Here is a 16988-nt window from a genome sequence, read left to right as displayed (position 1 = left end):
GGCGGCCGGCTCTTCCGCCCGACGAGCCGCGACGGGCAACGGCGAGCCCCCACGAGCCCCGACCGGGCCCCGACGGGCAACGGCGAAGCGCAACTCGGTTTACCGTGCGGCAACCGGATGGCACCCTTGCCAGTTGTGACGGATCAGGACGACACGGTGTCAAGTCTTCGGATCGGCGTGCTGGGCCCGGTCACGGCCGCCGTGAACGGCCGGCCGGTGGCGCTCGGCGGGCCGCGGCAGCGCGCGGTACTGGCCGCGCTGGTGGCGGCGCGCGGACGCCTGGTCGATCAGGACGCGCTGATCGAGCAGGCGTGGGAGCGGCAGCGCTTACCGTCCGCCACGACCCTGCACTCCTACGTCGCCGCACTGCGCCGGGCCCTGGAGCCCCGCCGCGCGGCACGCGGCTCGGCGGAGGTGCTGGTCAGGGAGGGCACGGGGTACGCGCTGCGACTGGCCCCGGAGCGGGTGGACGCCGAGCGTTTCACGCTGCTGGCCGGCCGCGGGGAGCGACTGCTGAGCGCCGACGACCCGGAGGCGGCGGCCGGGGTGCTGGCCGAGGCGCTGGCACTGTGGCGGGGCGCGGCGTACGCCGAGTTCGCCGCGAGCGCCTTCGCGATGCCCGAGGCGGCCCGGCTGGAGGGACTGCGGCTGTCGGCGCAGGAGGACCTGTACAGCGCGGAGCTGGCCCGGGGCCGGCACACCGCGGTCGTCGCGGACCTGGGCAAGCACACCGCGGAGCAGCCACTGAGCGAGCGCGGCTGGGAGCTGCTGGCGCTCGCCCTGTACCGCTCCGGGCGGCAGGCGGACGCCCTGGAGACGCTGCGCACCGCCCGTCGGCTGCTGGCCGAGGAGCTGGGCATCGACCCGGGCCCGTCGTTGCGGCGGCTGGAGTCGGCGCTGCTGACCCAGGACGAGTCCGTGGCACCCCCGCCCCCGCGCGCCGCCGCCCTCCCGCACCCCGCGACAACAGCGTTCCCGCCCCCGCGCGCCGCTGCCGCGCCCCCGTACCCCGCGTCGCCGCCCCCGCGCCGCGGCCGCAACCTGCCGATCCCGCTCACCGCGATGATCGGCCGCGAGGACGCGCGCGACCGGCTCGCCGCCCTGTTGGACGAGCACCGGCTGGTGACGCTGACCGGCCCGGGCGGCATCGGCAAGTCCCGGCTGATGGTGGAGGCGGCCCGGGCGCGGACGGACGAGGACGGCCCGTGGCTGGTGGAACTGGCCGACCTGGAGGGCGCGGACACCCCCCTGCTGGTCGCCCGGATCGCCGATGTGCTGGGGATCCGTGACGCGGTGTCGGCGGAGCGGCTGGCGGAGGTGCTGGGCGAGCGCCGGCTGCTGCTGGTGCTGGACAACTGCGAGCACGTGCTGGCCCCGGCCGCCGAGTGCGCGACGCGACTGCTGTCGCGGTGCGCGGGTGTGCGGGTGCTGGCCACCAGTCGGGAGCCGCTGGGGGTGAGCGGCGAGCTGGTCTGGCCGGTGGACCCGCTGCCGGCCGCCGCGGCGGTGGAACTGTTCGTCGCGCGGGCGTCGGCCGCGCTGGCCGGCTGGACGCCCTCGGACGCGGAGCGGGTGGTGGCCGAGCGGATCTGCCGGGAGCTGGACGGCCTGCCGCTGGCGATCGAACTGGCCGCCGTGCAGTGCCGGACGCTGTCGCTGGAGCAGATCGAGGAGGCCCTGCACGACCGGTTCGCGGTGCTGGTCGGCGGTCCGGCCAGCGGCCCGGCGCGGCACCGGGCGCTGGAGTCGGCCGTCGAGTGCAGCCACCGGCTGCTGGACGAGCGCGAGCGCGCGGTGTTCCACCGGCTGAGCGTGTTCGCGGGCGGCCTGGACCTGGACGCGGCGGCCGCGGTCTGCGGCGGCCCGGTGCTCGCCGAGGTGACCGCGCTGGTGCGCAAGTCGCTGCTGGCCGTGGAGCCGGGCACCCACCCCAGGCGCTACCGGATGCTGGAGACCCTGAAGGAGTTCGCCCGCCGTCAGGGGGAGCCGTCGCTGCTGGCGGCCGCCCAGGCCGCGCACCGGGCCTGGGTGCTGGGCCGGGCGGAGTCCGCGGAGGCACAGATCCTGGGCGGGCAGGCCGGCGCCGCGACCGAGCGGACCGTCCGTGACCAGCCGGAGATCCGGGCGGCCTTCACCTCCGCGCTGCTGGCCGGCGAGTCCTCGTACGCGCTGCGGCTCGGCGGGGCGCTGACCAGGTTCTGGTACCGCTGGGGCCACGTCACCGAGGGGCTCGGCTGGCTGCGGGCGGCGCTGGAGATGAGCGGACCGCAGGCGCCCGCCCGGGCGCGGGCCCGCGCGTCGATCGGGGTGGCGGCGCTGTCGTACCTGGTGGGCGACTTCGGCACGGCGGCGGAAGCCGCGGCGGAGGCCGTCGAACTCGCCCGCCGGGCGGGTGATGCCACGGTCGAGGCGCAGGCGCTGGGGTACCGGGCGCTGTTCGGCGCCCTGGGCGGGGCGGCGGGGGCGATGGCGGATGCGCAGGGTGCCGTCGAGCTGGCGCAGGCGGTCGGCCCGCCGTGGGTGCGGGCCGAGGCGCTGATGCTGCTGGGCATGCTGCTGCGTTTCGGCGGGGAGGAGGAGCGCGCGCGGGCGGTGCTGACCGAGTCCATCGAGGTGGCGCGCGGGTGCGGCTTCGGCTTCGTGATGTCCTCCTCGGCCTGGCTGGTGATGAAGAGCGACCTCGACGCGGGCCGCACCGAGCAGGCGCTCTGCGCGGGGCTGGACATCCTGCGGGTCCTGGAGGAGGACCGCGACACCACCGCCTGGCTGGTCATCGCCCACACCACCGCCGCCGCCCTGGCCCGCTCGGGGCAGCCGGCGCAGGGCGCGGCGCTGCTGGGCGTGGTGGCGCGGCGCGGCGAGCGGATCGGGTTCACCCCCACCGCGCTCGACCCGGTGGACGGCCCCCGGTACGCCGAACTGGTGCGCGGCGCGCTGCCCGAGGGCGACTTCGCGTACCACGTCGAGCGGGGACGCCGGCTGTCCGCCGCCGAGGCGGCCGAGCTGCTCGCCGGGGTCAGGACCTGCTGTTCCGACTCCGCCGGCCGCTGACGGCGCCCGCGCGCAGGCAGCAGGGCCGGACGGGTTCAGCGAACCCGTCCGGCCCTTGATGGTGGGTCAGTTCCGCACCGCCAGGTCGGTCACCTTGACCGTGGTCATCAGCGCGTCGACCGTGGGCAGGCTCTCGGTGTACGTGCCCGCGGCCAGTTCGGCCGAGTGGGCCGCGTACCGCTGGGCGAGCGCGTCGGTCCGCTGCCGGGCGACCGAGAGCAGGCAGTTGCCGAGCGGGTCGCCGGGCAGCTGGCCGCCGTCGATCTGGCAGCCGGCCGTGTACTGCTGCTGCCCGGCGTACGGGTCGAACGGTCCGCGGCCGGTGCACGGCCCGCCGCCGGTGGCCGGGTTGCAGCCCTGGTAGGCGGCGGCTGCGGTCCGGAAGGCGTCGGTGAAGTGGGCCGTGCCGGGCAGGTCGGCCGGCAGGTGCAGGCGGCCGTTCAGCAGACCGTTGAGCAGGTCGTCCTGCTGGACGGCCCGGGCCCAGCCGAGCTCGGAGTACGCCTGGAGCAGGGTGACGGCCTCGGTCACCTTGGTGTTGGCGGCGAGCAGGTCCCCGGGGCTGCCGAGCCGGGAGGAGACGGTGTCGTAGTACAGCTTCTGCCGACCGTTGAGGACGTTCTGCGTCCGCACCTTGGCGTCGGCGAGGGTGGTGTCCTCGTCGGTGGTGGTGGCGGATTCCTCGAACCGGTTCATGAACCAGATCCAGTTGTGGTTGAGCGTCGCCATGCCGAGTTCGGTGGACTCGAAGGGGTCGTCGGTGAAGGTGCGGGTGCGGATCAGCCGGCGCGTGCTCTCGCCGGGCCAGAGCACGTAGTTCCGGTAGGTGAGCGTCACCGTGTAGAAGTCGTGGCGCACCCCGTCGTCGTCGTACGTCCGGTCGGTCAGGGACACCACCGCGTTGCACGACCAGCTGAAGGTCGGCTTGGCGCCGTCCGGGGCCAGGTAGTTGGCGAGCAGGTACGGCGACGCCAGGTCGTTGTTGGTGACGTTGTTCGGCCGCGGGTGCGAGGTGGTCGGGCCCTGGGTGGTGGCACAGGTGCTTTCGGTGGGGGTGGCCGGGACGGGCCACTCCGGGCGGCGGGCCTGGTCGGAGTTGCCGAACAGGTCGTAGGACTTGCCCTGCTGGACCTCCGTGGTGCGGATCTTCGCCAGCTGGTCGGAGAAACTGTTCATCGCCGCCCGGTAGTTGGCCGTCAGGCCGTTGAACAGCGCGTTGGTCTTCCCGTCGGCGGTGGGCCTGCTGAAGTTCGCGGCGGCCCGGTTGATGTCCTGCCCGGTGGCCTGGATCTGCGCGGCGCGGGCCGGGCTGACCTTGGACGCGTAGGGCTGGTTCTGGGATTCCAGCACCGCGTACGAGCGGGCGCCGAGCTCCCAGACAGCGGGGTTGGCGACCTTGCCGGCCGGCTGCGGGAACGCGCCGTCGAAGCGCTGCTGGGCCAGCCACGCCAGGTAGTTGATGCTGCCGGCGGGACGGTAGTTGGCCAGGGTGGAGACCGGGTCGATCGCGCCGTAGGTGCCGGCCGGCACCAGGAAGGTGTCGTCCGAGGAGAGCGCGGTCGCGGTGAAGTGGAAGGAGTTCTCCGGGGTGGTGTACTCCTGATAGGTGGGGATGTCCTGGCCGTAGGTGTCCCGGTAGTTGACGTACCGGTTGATGTTGCCGCGAACGTCCTGGGTGGCGACGGCGGTCAGCGCGGCCTGGGTGGAGGCGGCGAAGGTGTCGATCTTGGCGTTCAGCAGGAAGATCCGGTGCTCGATGTCGGAGAGGTTGCCCCGCACGATCACGATGTCCTGGAACAGCCGGTCGAACTGGGTCATCACGTCGGCGTAGACCTGGGTCAGCGCCTTCTCGATCCGGTCGAACCGGTCGTTCATCTGCTGCCCGAGGTTGGCGACGTCCTCGCGGAGCTTGCCGAGCTCGTTCATGATCAGCTGGTCCGGGGAGGCGCTCTCACCCATGAACAGCGGCAGCAGACTCAGCACCGCACCCAGGACGTTCCCGCTGAACACCAGGGTGCTCGCCGAGGTCAATGCCTGGGTCAGGTCCAGACCCGCCACCGTCGGCAGGTACTTGTTGATCGCCGAGGCGATCGTGACGGCCGCGTTGCCGGCCAGGGCGACGTCCCGGCCGAACTTGGCGTCGGCGAAGCCGGCCAGCGTCGACAGGATGTACACCGCGGAGCCCGCCGCCTCGATCTGCGCCTGGAACTCCTCCGACTTCTTCTTCTGCGCCGCCTGCTCGTCGGCCGTCGGCTTGGCACCGTCCACGCCCACCGGGTACTTGTCCGACAGCTGACGCAGGTCCGCCGTGACCTGGTCGGTCTTCGCGTCCAGCTGACCGAACGCCACCGCGAGCTGACGCCGCATCTCGGTGAGGTAGGTGTCGGTGTTGCTCTGGTTCTCCAGAATGGTCTGGATGGTCAGCCAGTTGGCCAGCGCCGGGTCCGCCGACAGCTGCTCGAAGCTGGCCGTCGAGGTCACGTTCAGCCGCGAACCGACGTACCCGTCCCAGGCGTTGGCCATCGTCGTGTCGACGGCGGCGCGGCGCTGCAACTCGCCCCAGACCTGGTCCTGAAGGGCGAAGTACTTGTTCATCCAGGTGAGCGCGGTGCGGCTGCTGGTCACCGCGTCGGTCAGGTTCTGCCACTTGGCCGCGCTGTCCGCGAGAGTCACCTCGGCGAGCGCCTTCAGCGCGGGCGTGGCGATGTTGATCTCGGGGACCCCCGACAGCGCCTCCATCACCTTGATGAACGCGTCATAGCCGGCCTTGCCCGGGTCGTACCCCGTCAGCTTGGAATCCAACTGCTGCTGCACCAGCGCCATGTGATGCACCACCTCGTCCGCCGAGACGGTCGGGTGCTGCTGGCGCCAGTACATCATGTTGTCGGTGAGCACCAGGTCCTTCAGCCCCTGGAGACCCCGGTCGTAGTTGCGCACGTACGCCGAGAACACCCGGCTGTGCAGCTGCTCCATGTCCACATTGACCGGCCCCGTGGCCGCGCGGGCCGGTAGGTCCGCCCCCACCACCAGCACGGCGGTCACCAGCAGCAGGGCCAGCACCCGTTCCGCCCCTGCGCGCACGCGCCGCCCGGCGGACCGCAGAGCCCGTGCCCCGCCGTACCGTCCCGGAATTCTCGGATCCACTGTCGCTTCCCCCCTTGGGAATTCGGTCGGTCGTCCCGACACCACGAGCGTGCGCCCGGGGAGTGGGAGTCGACTGGGAAGCCACTGGGAAGCGGGCCATGACCGGCGGCAACGGGGGAACCCACGTAGGGGCCTTGTCCGGCCGGGCCCATGCCACCACGCCCCGGGCCCGCCCGACAAGGCCCCGCCCTCGACGCCGTGACGTCGTCCGGCATCCGGTGCTATGGGCCCGCGGTCTTCGGAAGTCCTCCTTGCCGGCAGTCCGCGTGGCCCGCGCCGCGCAGCAGCAAGCCGAGCGAGAGCATCGCGGACAGGCTGAGCAGCACCGTGGACCAGAACCAGAAACGCACCCAGGTATCGGGGACTGGCAGCAGGATCGTCAGCACGGCCGGATACAGGACCAGTAGCCACCCCAACCGCCGCTCCGCTCTGGACTGTTGGCGCAGCCGCCTGGCTGCCCTCTCGCCCTGCCCGGCAGCCCCACCGGTGATCAGTCTCAGCCCTTCGGCGGTGGTCAGCCGGCACGTGTGCACGATCGCCACGATCATCGTGAGAAGCAGGGCGAGCCCCAGGAGCTGGGCCCATTCGGGCACTCTGGGACGGCCTGGCGCGGTGACCATCAGCATGGGCACCGCGAACAACAAGGTGCTCAACGCCTCGAAGGCGAAGAGCCGGGTGGCGGGGGTACGGGGCGTGGACACCAGCGTCTCCTTGGACAGAAGTCTCCGGTGGCCGCAGGCGCAACCGATCGCTCGGGGGCGGAGTGAATCCGTCATGACCCCGGCTGCGCTTCGCCGACGCCCGCGCGGACGGACCCGTCGGAGATGGACCGGTCCGGGGCGACGCGCGGCGCCGTCAGTACGTACTCATCCGGGTCGATGGCTCGGGTTCGACGGCGGAACTGCCAGGTCGATGCGGGCCAGATGGTGGTGACACGGCCCGTGCGGTCCTGGTACCAGCCGGAACAACCGCCCGCGGCCCAGACGGTGGGGGCCATCCGGTTCTGCAGTTCGGCGTTGTACGCGTGCTGCGTCTCCGCGCGCACGTCCACGGAGCCCAGACCGCGGCTCCGCATCAGCCGCAGGGTGCTGACGAGGTAGTTGATCTGCGACTCGATCATGTGGATGAGGCTGGTGTGCCCCACGCCCGTGTTGGGTCCTGCCATCAGGAACAGGTTGGGGAATCCCGCGACGGTGGTACCGAGGTGTGCCTGCGGGCTGCCTCGCCAGACCTCGTCCAAGGACCGTCCGTCACCACCTATGACGTGCTGCGCGTACGAGGCGTCGGTGACACGGAATCCGGTTCCGAAGATCAGTACGTCCACTGGATGCGTGGTGCCGGCGGGTGCGCCTCGAGTGCCACTGCGCGGGGTGGTGAGGACCGCGTTCGGTCCGACGCTGGCGATCGGGTCGGTGACGACGCGGACGTTGGGTTGAACCAGTGCCGGGTAGTAGTCGTCGGAAAGCAGGACCCGCTTGCAGCCCAGTGCGTAGTCCGGGGTCAGCTTGGACCGCAGCTCGGGGTCCTTGACCTGGCGGTGCAGGTGGGACAGTGCCTCCCGACGCCCCAGCGCGGCCATGGTGCGGTTGCCGAGCAGGGCCGGCAGCGTCGCCTCCCGTGCCAGGTACTCCCAGCCTCGCGCCAGTCGCTGCGCCGTCGGGGCCAGCTGGAACAGGCGATGCTGCCACGCCGGTACCGGCCGGTCCCGGCGCGGGGCGATCCATGAGGGAGTCCGCTGAAAGACCGTCACCTGCCGGGCCGTGCGCTGCAGGTGAGGGATGAACTGGACGGCGCTCGCGCCGGTGCCGATCACGCCCACCCGCTTGGCCGACAGGTCCAGGTCGTGTTTCCATCCGGCGGAGTGGAACGCTTCTCCGGCGAAGCCGTCCAGACCGGGCAGCGAGGGGACGGCCGGCTCCGACAGGGGCCCTTGGGCCATCACCAGCAGCCCGGCGCTGAGCGGTCCGGTGCTGGTGTCCAGCTCCCAGCGCAGCCGATCGGGGTCCCAGGTGGCGCGCTGCAGTTCGCAGCCGAGCCGAAGGCGGGGCGTCAGGTCGTATCGGTCGACGCAGCGCTTCAGGTACCGCTCGATCTCCTCCTGAGGCGCGAAGCGCCTGCTCCAGGTGGGGTTGGGCGCGAACGAGAACGAGTACAGGCGCGAGGGCACGTCACAGGCGCATCCGGGATAGGCGTTGTCCCGCCACGTGCCGCCGACCTCATCGGCCCGCTCCAGTATCAGCAGGTCGCGGTAGCCCTCCTGCAGCAGCCGGATGGCTGTGCCGAGGCCTGCGAATCCCGCGCCGACGATGACGACGGACACGTGTCCGGGTGAGGCGCCGGCTGCTTCGTGCGGGGCCGGGCCCGTGGTGTGCGGGTCGGTCATGGTTCCCCTCCATCCAGAAGAATGCTCGAACTGAATGCTATCGTATGCGCCACGATCGTAATCCACTCGATAGATGGAGCAGCGAATGAGGATTCTGGCTCTCGGAGGCCCCGGAGCAATGGGTGCCGTAGCGGTACGCGTGGCGGCCGGACTCCCCGGCGTCACCGAGATCGTCGTGGCCGACCGGAACCTGGAGGCGGCCCGGACACTGGTGCGCCGGCTCGACGAGGACGGCACGGGCGGCGCGCCGATGCGGGCGCTCAAGGTGGACGTGACCGACAGCGGCGCCCTGCACGCCGCTCTGGAGGACGCCGACGCCGTCCTCAACACCGTCGGCCCGTACTACCGCTTCGGCCTGACCGTGCTGCGAGCCGCGATCACGACCGGCACCCACTATCTGGACATCTGCGACGACTGGGAGCCGACCCTGCAGATGCTCGGCCTGGACGACGAGGCCCGGGCCGCCGGGGTCCGTGCCGTGGTGGGAATGGGCGCCAGCCCCGGTGTCAGCAATCTGCTGGCCACACGTGCCGTCCGGCAACTGGACCAGGTCCAGGACCTGTACACCGCCTGGCCCGTCGACGTCTCCGGCAGCGGCGGGGACGACGAGCAGCTGAGCGACCCCGACGGGCGCCCCAGCGCGGCCGCGGTGCACTGGATGGAGCAGATCAGCGGGAAAGTCGCGATGGTCAGCGGCGGACGGCTCGTTCACCGGCGGCCGCTCCAGCCGGTCGCCCTCTCCGTAGCCGCCGGACGCACCGGCACGGCCTACACCGTCGGACACCCCGAGCCGGTCACCCTGCACCGCAGCTTCCGGCCGGCCGGCGAGGCCGCCAACCTCATGGTCATCACCCCGGGCACGATCGCCTACCTCGACGTCCTGCGCCGCGACATCGACGCCGGAAAACTCACCAACGAGACCGCGGCAGCCGAACTCGCCAAGCCCTCGGTGTCCCGCGCGCTGCGGGCCACCGCCGGTGCCATGACCCGCAAGGGGCCCGGGTCGCTGCCCCCGTTCTTCGCTGTTGCCACCGGCACCCGCGACGGCCGCCGCGTCACGGCCCTGGCCAGGCTCGCCGATACGCCCGGCGCCTCGGCGCTGCTCAACGACATGGCGGAGGCAACCGGTCTGCCCCTGGCGCTGGGGCTCGCGCAACTGCTGGACGGCGCCGGTGGCCACCTCGGCGTCCACCCGCCGGAGACAGCCATCGACGCCGACCGCTTCTTCCTCGACCTGGCACGCCACGTGCCCGACCTTCCCGGCCCCGACGGCCCTCGCGACGGCGTGATCGTCGATGTGACCCCGAGCCGGTGAAATGCGGCAGGAGACAACAACGTGCCATCGAAGAAAGCCACCACACCCCCCACCGAGTTCATCGACGTCGCGGGACGTACCGTCCACTACGCCGCGACGGGCAGCGGCCCCCCGGTGCTCCTCCTGCACGGTCTGGACCGCAGCCTGGTGGACTGGGCACCGCTCCAAGCAGCCCTGCCCGACCACCGGCTCATCGCGATCGACGTCCCGGGGTTCGGCCGGTCGCAGCCCCTGCCGGACTGCCGGCTCCCCTCACTGGCCGGACACGTCGAGCGGGTACTCGACCGACTCGGCCTGACGTCCCCCGTGCACGTGGTCGGCAACTCCCTCGGCGGCGCCATCGCGATGCAGCTCGCCGTTCACGCACCCGCGCGCGTGTCCTCGCTGACCCTGCTCAACAGCGCCGGCTTCGGCCGCGAGGTCACCTGGGCGCTGCGCATCCTCGACCTGCCGCTGCTCTGGCGGCTGCTTCTGCGCCCCACCAAGGAGAACGCACAGCTCGCGGAGCGCTCCCTCTTCCACGATCCGGACTTCGCGACCCCCGAACGGACAGCCGCAGCACTCGCTCTCGCCCGCCGTGAAGGAGCCGCCCGGACGCTGCGACAGGTGGCCCGCGAGCTCGGTTCCTGGCGCGGCGTACGTTCCCACTGGCGCGCAGAGCTGCTTGCGGAGGTCTCGGCGCTGGACACCCCGACGCTGGTCGCCTGGGGGACCCACGACCGCATCCTCCCCGCCCGTCATCTCATCAACGCCGCGTCCACCCTGCCCCGGGCACGTACCCACCTCTTCCCGCGAACCGGTCACCTGCCGCAGATCGAGCGCACCGAAGAGACGGCCGCCCTGCTCAGCTCGTTCTGGAACAACCGGTGAAGCGCGTCGCGCCAGGGCTTGACGGCGGGTGCAACGCGCAGGTCCCGACCCCGGACCGCCTTGTGCACGCCTGCCGGTGAGCCACATGGTCGCCCCGGTCCGGACCGGGGCGACCATGACGATCGGCCCCGCCTCGCGCCCCCGATCAGGACTGTGTCGAGGTCGTCGGCATCACTCCCGGAGCCCATGAGCCGACGGTAATCTGTTCGGCAAACGATTGAATCGATTCCGATCGTTCCTCGATCCAGCACTCCGACGCGGCACCTTGATCAACCATCTCGACGACGCCAGAGAGGCCCACCACCCCATGCCTGGAACGGATTCACCCCGCACTCCGGAACCAGCCGTCCAGGTCCCCACCCGGACACTCGTCGAGGCACTGATCCGCACCGACAACACGGTTGACGCCGGCGAGCTCTACGCCATCGCCCCGCTGCTCGGCATGACCGACCAACAGGTACGGCTGTGCGTCAAGCGGCTGGTCACCGAAGGGCGGTTCACCCAGGAAGGCAGGGGACGCAAAGCGGTCCTGCGGGCCACCGGCGCCACCGAGCGGGCACTTGGACCCGACGTCGACTTCGTCGCACACGCGTTCCGGCAGGATGCCGGCCTCGCCCCCTGGGACGGTACCTGGCACCTCGTCGCCTTCGCGGTCCCCGAGACCGCCCGCACCGCCCGCGACGCCCTGCGAGCCGCTCTCACCCGGCTCGGCGGCGCACCCGTGCAGGGCGGCCTCTACGTCAGCGCCGGCGCCTGGGAGCCCTACGTCGAAGACCAAGCCCGCCACCTCGATGTCCTCGACCACCTCACGCTGTTGACCACGGACAACCTGCGCCACGGCAACGAACACGACCCCGTCGCAATCGCCCGCACCCTGTGGCCACAGGACGAGATCGCCGACCGCTACCGGCGACTGGCCAGCGTCGCCCGACCGCGGCTGCGCCGACTCCAGGAGGACGCTCACCTCCCCGGCCCCGAGCGGCTGACGATCGCGGTCGAACTGGCCGCCGAATTCACCCGCGCCATGGAGCCCGACCCCCTCCTGCCGCCGGAACTGCTGCCCCAGCCCTGGCCCGGCACGCAGGCCCGTGAACTCGTCGCGCAATGCTGGTCGCTCCTGGAGAAGCACACAGACAAGAGCGAGCGAATCAGCCTTTTCCAGCTCTACCGCGACGCGATCCGCCCAGCAGTTGCCGCCGGCTGAGGCCCGCGACGCCGACCGGCTCGAACAGGCCCTGGCGCTCGGCGAACCCTTGGCACGTGAGCCGGATCGTCCGAGATCCCCGACAGAGTCGAGCTCAGGGGGCGCCGGTGGTCTCGGTCCGGACGTCGTACGGGCGCAGACCCCGGCTCTGGTAGTTGCGCAGGGCGTTCGGGTGATCGCCGGTGTCGGTGTGCAGCCAGACCCGCCGGACGCACTCGGCATCGAGCGGCTCGGTGGCCCACGCCTGGCGCAGCGCGAGCGTCAGCGCGTAGCCGCCGAGGCCACGGCCGACATGCTCCGGGACGAGCCCGAAAGTGGTGATCTCCACCTCGCCGGCCGGGTGCGGCTCCAGGTTGGCGACGCCGGCGGGCTCGCCGTCGTGCGTCAGCAGCCAGTACTGGCGCCGGGGGTGCTCGGCGAGGTGGGCCGCCCAGTCGGCGGCGGTGCGGGCGGTGCTGCGCCAGCCGTGCGGCGCCCCGACGCGCGCCTGGACGGCCTGCACCTCCGGGGACGAGCCGTCAGCCGGGACAAGGGCCAGCGCGGCGACCGGCGGGGACGGCCGCAGCTCGGCAGGGTCGGTCATCTCCAGGTACGTGACGGTCTTCTCCATACGGTGAGACTACGGCCTCGGCCCGCCGCGCCGACCGCTGGGCCAGGGGCCGAAGCCGCTCAATGGCCGGAGGCGGTCGAGGCGCCGGCCGTCGGCGGCCCGCGGTGCGCGCTGACGGTCGTGCACTGCGTCCGGCCCGGATCCGCCGGGTTGGAGCCGGTGCCGAAATCACGGGGCGTCAAGCACTGGTGGACGCCCTCACCGAACCGGCCCCCACTGTCCGGCTCACAGCCGCCCAACCCGAACGGGCCGCGCTTCCCCCGTTCCCCGGGGTTCGCGCCCATCGGGGGGAGCCGCGGCCGTAAGCGGCGCCGGGCAGCGCGGACCGCTCCGCGCACGGAACCCTGCGGCACGGCGGGTCAGGGGAGGTGGGGCTGTGGGGCGCCGAACCAGCGGGTCAGGGCGGTCGTCAGGTCGTGCTGGCTCTCGCCGAGCCAGGCCACGTGTCCGTCCGGGCGGAGCAGGGCGGCGGGGGCGGGCAAGTCCGGGCAAGGGTCCGTGAGTTGGTCGACGCGGTCGGACCAGGGGGCGGCCGACAGGTGGCCCGTGCGGTCCAGCAGGAGGCCGCGGCCGGTGTGCAGGTGGGCGTAGAGGCGGCCGTCGGTGAGGGGGATGTCCCGTTGGTGGCGGCCGAGTTGGTCCGGGCCGTCGCCGAAGGCGTAGCGGATGTCCAGGGCCGTGATGACGCCGGTGATGTGGCGGTTCACGTCAGGGAAATCCATCAGTCGGGCGAACAGTTCGCGCAGCGCGGTCGGCCCCGGGTCGGTGCCGATCAGGAGGCTCTGGGCGCGGGTGTTGTTCAGCACAGAGGCACCCACCGGGTGGCGCTCCCCGTGGTAGCTGTCCAACAGGCCGGGCGGGGCCCAGCCGTTGACCTCGGCCGCCAGCTTCCAGCCCAGGTTGAACGCGTCCTGCACGCCCAGGTTGAGGCCCTGGCCGCCGGTCGGCGGGTGGATGTGCGCGGCATCGCCGGCCAGCAGCACCCGGCCCACCCGGTACCGCTCCGCCTGCCGCGTCGCGTTGCCGAACCGGGACAGCCAACGCGGCGAGTGCACACCGAAGTCGGTACCCGCCACCGCCTGCAGTTGCCGCCGGAAATCCTCCAGCGTCGGTGCCGCCCGATTCTCCGACACGCCGTCGGCCGGCACCACCACCCGGTACTGCCCGCCGCCCTCCGGCTGCATGCCGAACCGCACCTGGGTACGCCGGACCCGCTCCACCACCTCGGCAATCCGCTCCGGATCCTCCGCCGCCGACATCTGCCCCAGCAGCGTCTCCACCGTCGCCGCCTCGCCCGGGAACGCCACACCCGCCAGCCGGCGCACCGTACTGCGACCGCCGTCGCAGCCCACCAGCCAGCGTGCCCGCAACCGCGAGCCGTCCGCCAACTCGACCTCGACACCCTCCTCGTCCTGCGCCAGACCCACCACCTCGCAGCCGCGCCGCAGATCCACGCCCAACTCCCCGGCGCGCTCCGCCAACAAGCGCTCCGTCACCGGCTGCGGCGTCGCCAGCCCGTACGGATGAGCCGTGTCCATGCCCTCCGGCCAGCCCTTCAGTACGCCGCCGAACAGCCCGCCGACCCGATACTCCGGACTCACCGCCCGGAAACGCTCCAACAATCCGCGCTGATCCATCACCTCCACACTGCGCGCATGCAGACCCTGCCCACGGGACTCCCCGGTCGGAGCCGTCAACCGCTCAAGAACCACCACCTCCACCCCGTGCAGCCGCAACTCGCACGCCAGCATCAGCCCGGTCGGCCCGCCACCGACCACCAGCACGTCGATCATCAACTCTCCCAAATCGCCCGGCAAGTGATTTTTCGTCAGATCCGGCGCGAACGTCGCTTCCCGGGCTTCCCCGCCCTCGGTCGGACATTCTGCGACAGCCCCCGGGCCTTGCCACAAGCCCCCCGTCGCGCTATAGCTTGGTAGTGGCAGGAGCGGCCCGACCGCCCTGCCGTTGCTGTTCCCGGCGGCGGTGCCGGGCCGTCGACGGTGCGGTGGCCTGTACGACGGCCGGTGCGACGGCGTGCGGCCCCTGGATGCGGCGTGTGCGCGGCGTGTGCGCGGCCGGGAACCGGACAAACCCGTGGCCGAGACCCCGGCAGACCGCCCACAGCCGCACACCCACGGTGACCGTCCCGATACGATGACGGCACATCAAGTCCACCCGGCGGGGAGCCGGCGCGGACGCGAGCCGGGGAGGGCGGGGATGCACAGAGCCGTGCCGCCGACCCGGCTGCCGCGCACCGCACCGGTCGCCGCGATGGTTGTCGCGCTGCTTGCCGCGATGGTTGTCGCGCTGGCGGTGGCCCTGGTGGTGGCGCTGCTCCCCGGCCCGGCGGGCGACCGGTTCACGGACACCCGCGGGGCAGCGGCTCGGGCGGCCGGCGCCACGGTCGGCAGCACGAGCAGTGCGGTCAGTGCGGCCAGCGCCGTCACTGTGGTGGAGGAGGAGCCGGAGGGCGTCGAGCGAGGACGCGACTCCACAACTTCCGCTCCCCAACCCCCCGTTCGCCGAGACGCCCGGACCCCCGGGACGGTGAAGCGGACGGGATCACTGGCGGCAGTTCACGCGGACGGCTGCGTTGCCCCGCGCACGCCGCCCGATACCGCCGGCCGACCCGCACCGGCCGCCCGACCGGCCGGACCCGCCGCACTCCAGGTGTTCCGCCGCTGAGCCGGAGCCGTCGCGCCCGGCCCCGACACCCCGTCACCGACCCTCACCGCGCCGCACAATGCCGCGCCGTACCGCGTCGCGCCGTACTGCCCAGCGCCGTACCTCGCCGCGTCGCACTGCACCGCGCCGCGCCGTCCCGCCCGCCGCCCGCACCCGCCTGCCCGCCGGGCGGGCCGGGCGTGCCCCCGCGCCACCGGAAGTCCCCGTCACTGCTACGTCCGAGGACCCGCCATGCCCTGGAACCCCGCCCGGGTGCGCGCCGTGCTGCGCACCGACCTGCCCGCCTCGATCACCGTCTTCCTCGTCGCCGTCCCACTCTGCGTGGGCGTCTCCGTCGCCTCCGGCGCGCCCGCCGAACTCGGCCTGGTCACCGGCATCATCGGCGGCCTGGTGGCCGGCGCGCTGCCCGGCAGCAGCCTGCAGGTCAGCGGGCCCGCCGCCGGACTGACCGTGCTGGTCCACTCCGCCGTCACCACCTACGGGCTGCCCGCGCTCGGCGTGGTGGTGCTGACTGCCGGGCTGGTGCAGGTGCTGCTCGCGGTGCTGCGCCTGGGCCGCTGGTTCCGGGCCGTCTCCGCCGCCGTGGTGGAGGGGATGCTCACCGGTATCGGCATCGTGCTGATCGCCTCGCAGTCCTACGTGCTGCTGGACCGCAAGGCCGAAGGGGAGGCGCTCGCCGACCTGGCCGGTCTGCCCGTCGCGGCCGTCCGCGCGGTGGACACGGCGGCAGGCGGGGCGTCGCTCGCCGTCGGCGCGGGGGTGGTGGCGGTGCTGGTGCTGTGGAAGTACGCGCCGCGCCGTCTCGCGCTGCTGCCGGGCCCGCTGGTGGCGGTGGTGCTCGCCGCGGCCGCCGTCCGGCTGCTGCACCTGCCGGTGCCGACCGTCCGGGTGGACGGCCTGCTCGACACCGTGCAGCCGCCGGGCGTCGAGCAGTTCGCGCTGCTGGTGCGGCCCGAAGTCTGGGGCACCGTGCTGGCGTTCGCGCTGATCGCGTCCGCCGAGAGCCTGTTCAGCGCGTCCGCCGTGGATCACATGCACGCCGGGCCGCGCACCGCCTACAACCGGGAGCTGCTCGCCCAGGGTGTCGGCAACACGGTGGCCGGGGCGCTCGGTGCGCTGCCGATGACGGCGGTGATCGTCCGCAGCGCCGCCAACGTCCAGGCGGGCGCCCGAACGAAGGCCGCGCGGATCCTGCACGGCGTCTGGCTGCTGCTGTTCGCGCTGGTGCTGCCCGGCCTGCTGCACCTGGTGCCGCTGGCCGCGCTCGCCGGGCTGCTGCTGCACGCGGGCGGCAAACTCGTCGCGCCCCGGGCCCGGTTGCGGCTGTGGCGCGCGGATCGTTCCGAGGCGCTCGTGCTGCTCGCCACGGCGGTCGGCATCGTCACCACCAACCTGCTGGAGGGCGTGGCGATCGGCCTGGTCGCCGCGCTCGCCAAGACCGCCTGGGACGTCACTCACATCCGGCTGCACGTCGAGCAGTCGCCGGACGGCACCGTGGTGCGGGTGCACGGGAACGCGACCTTCGTCAAACTCCCCACCCTGGTCGACCGTTTGGAGGACGTCACCCCGACCGGCCCGGTGGAACTCGACCTGTCCGCCCTCACCCACCTCGACGCGGCCTGCCGCCAGGCCCTCACCTCCTGGGCCGACCAGCACCGCCGACGCGGCGTCCCCGTCACCGTCACCCCCGGCCCGGAGCTGGTCGGATCGACCTGACACACGCCGG

The 16988-nt window shown here is 72.7% G+C and carries 11 protein-coding genes; 6 read left to right on the top strand and 5 right to left on the bottom strand.

Annotated elements, in window-relative coordinates; all coding sequences use genetic code 11:
• Positions 1-156: 156 nt before the first annotated feature.
• Positions 157-3051, top strand: coding sequence for an AfsR/SARP family transcriptional regulator (locus ACZ6R9_RS20220; protein WP_465539355.1), 2895 nt, complete (start codon positions 157-159; stop codon positions 3049-3051).
• Positions 3052-3117: 66 nt separating this feature from the next.
• Here the strand turns inward: ACZ6R9_RS20220 and ACZ6R9_RS20215 are convergent, their stop codons facing one another.
• From ACZ6R9_RS20215 to ACZ6R9_RS20205, 3 genes are all read right to left on the bottom strand, one after another.
• On the bottom strand, positions 3118-6132 hold the full coding sequence (locus ACZ6R9_RS20215) for a hypothetical protein (protein ID WP_465539353.1): 3015 nt from the start codon (positions 6130-6132) through the stop codon (positions 3118-3120).
• Positions 6133-6416: 284 nt separating this feature from the next.
• A complete protein-coding gene (locus ACZ6R9_RS20210) occupies positions 6417-6896 on the bottom strand; it encodes a hypothetical protein (RefSeq protein WP_465539351.1) in 480 nt (159 codons plus the stop codon).
• Between the two features lie 71 nt (positions 6897-6967).
• Positions 6968-8644: a flavin-containing monooxygenase gene (locus ACZ6R9_RS20205; protein WP_465539350.1), complete on the bottom strand. Its 1677-nt coding sequence runs from the start codon at positions 8642-8644 to the stop codon at positions 6968-6970.
• A gap of 7 nt (positions 8645-8651) precedes the next feature.
• Between ACZ6R9_RS20205 and ACZ6R9_RS20200 the strand changes: the two genes are divergently transcribed.
• The 3 genes from ACZ6R9_RS20200 to ACZ6R9_RS20190 all read left to right on the top strand — a co-directional run bounded on the left by ACZ6R9_RS20200 (position 8652) and on the right by ACZ6R9_RS20190 (position 11967).
• Positions 8652-9893, top strand: coding sequence for a saccharopine dehydrogenase family protein (locus ACZ6R9_RS20200; protein WP_465539349.1), 1242 nt, complete (start codon positions 8652-8654; stop codon positions 9891-9893).
• A gap of 21 nt (positions 9894-9914) precedes the next feature.
• Positions 9915-10763 (top strand): alpha/beta fold hydrolase, encoded by an 849-nt coding sequence (locus ACZ6R9_RS20195; RefSeq protein ID WP_380482742.1) that lies wholly within the window; start codon positions 9915-9917, stop codon positions 10761-10763.
• A gap of 307 nt (positions 10764-11070) precedes the next feature.
• Positions 11071-11967 carry a PaaX family transcriptional regulator C-terminal domain-containing protein gene (locus ACZ6R9_RS20190; protein ID WP_465539346.1) on the top strand — a complete coding sequence of 299 codons (897 nt, stop codon included), beginning with the start codon at positions 11071-11073 and terminating at the stop codon, positions 11965-11967.
• Between the two features lie 94 nt (positions 11968-12061).
• On the opposite strand, the gene ACZ6R9_RS20185 is transcribed toward ACZ6R9_RS20190, so the two are convergent.
• A complete protein-coding gene (locus tag ACZ6R9_RS20185) occupies positions 12062-12577 on the bottom strand; it encodes a GNAT family N-acetyltransferase (RefSeq protein WP_465539344.1) in 516 nt (171 codons plus the stop codon).
• Between the two features lie 359 nt (positions 12578-12936).
• Positions 12937-14370 carry an FAD-dependent monooxygenase gene (locus ACZ6R9_RS20180; protein WP_465539342.1) on the bottom strand — a complete coding sequence of 478 codons (1434 nt, stop codon included), beginning with the start codon at positions 14368-14370 and terminating at the stop codon, positions 12937-12939.
• Positions 14371-14794: 424 nt separating this feature from the next.
• Between ACZ6R9_RS20180 and ACZ6R9_RS20175 the strand changes: the two genes are divergently transcribed.
• Both ACZ6R9_RS20175 and ACZ6R9_RS20170 read left to right on the top strand, forming a co-directional pair.
• Entirely contained in the window at positions 14795-15262 is a 468-nt protein-coding gene (locus ACZ6R9_RS20175) for a hypothetical protein (protein WP_465539340.1), read from the top strand.
• Positions 15263-15493: 231 nt separating this feature from the next.
• On the top strand, positions 15494-16978 hold the full coding sequence (locus ACZ6R9_RS20170) for a SulP family inorganic anion transporter (protein WP_465539338.1): 1485 nt from the start codon (positions 15494-15496) through the stop codon (positions 16976-16978).
• The last annotated feature ends 10 nt before the right edge of the window (positions 16979-16988 follow it).

Source organism: Kitasatospora sp. NPDC048662 (assembly GCF_055587065.1).
This window is presented reverse-complemented; position numbering and strand designations above follow the sequence as displayed.

Excerpts from the sequence above, each read along its gene's own strand:
- ACZ6R9_RS20200 (WP_465539349.1), top strand. The coding sequence starts at position 8,652 with ATGGAGCAGCGAATGAGGATTCTGGCTCTCGGAGGCCCCGGAGCAATG.
- ACZ6R9_RS20190 (WP_465539346.1), top strand. The coding sequence starts at position 11,071 with ATGCCTGGAACGGATTCACCCCGCACTCCGGAACCAGCCGTCCAGGTC.
- ACZ6R9_RS20185 (WP_465539344.1), bottom strand. The coding sequence starts at position 12,577 with ATGGAGAAGACCGTCACGTACCTGGAGATGACCGACCCTGCCGAGCTG.
- ACZ6R9_RS20180 (WP_465539342.1), bottom strand. The coding sequence starts at position 14,370 with ATGATCGACGTGCTGGTGGTCGGTGGCGGGCCGACCGGGCTGATGCTG.
- ACZ6R9_RS20175 (WP_465539340.1), top strand. The coding sequence starts at position 14,795 with ATGCACAGAGCCGTGCCGCCGACCCGGCTGCCGCGCACCGCACCGGTC.
- ACZ6R9_RS20170 (WP_465539338.1), top strand. The coding sequence starts at position 15,494 with ATGCCCTGGAACCCCGCCCGGGTGCGCGCCGTGCTGCGCACCGACCTG.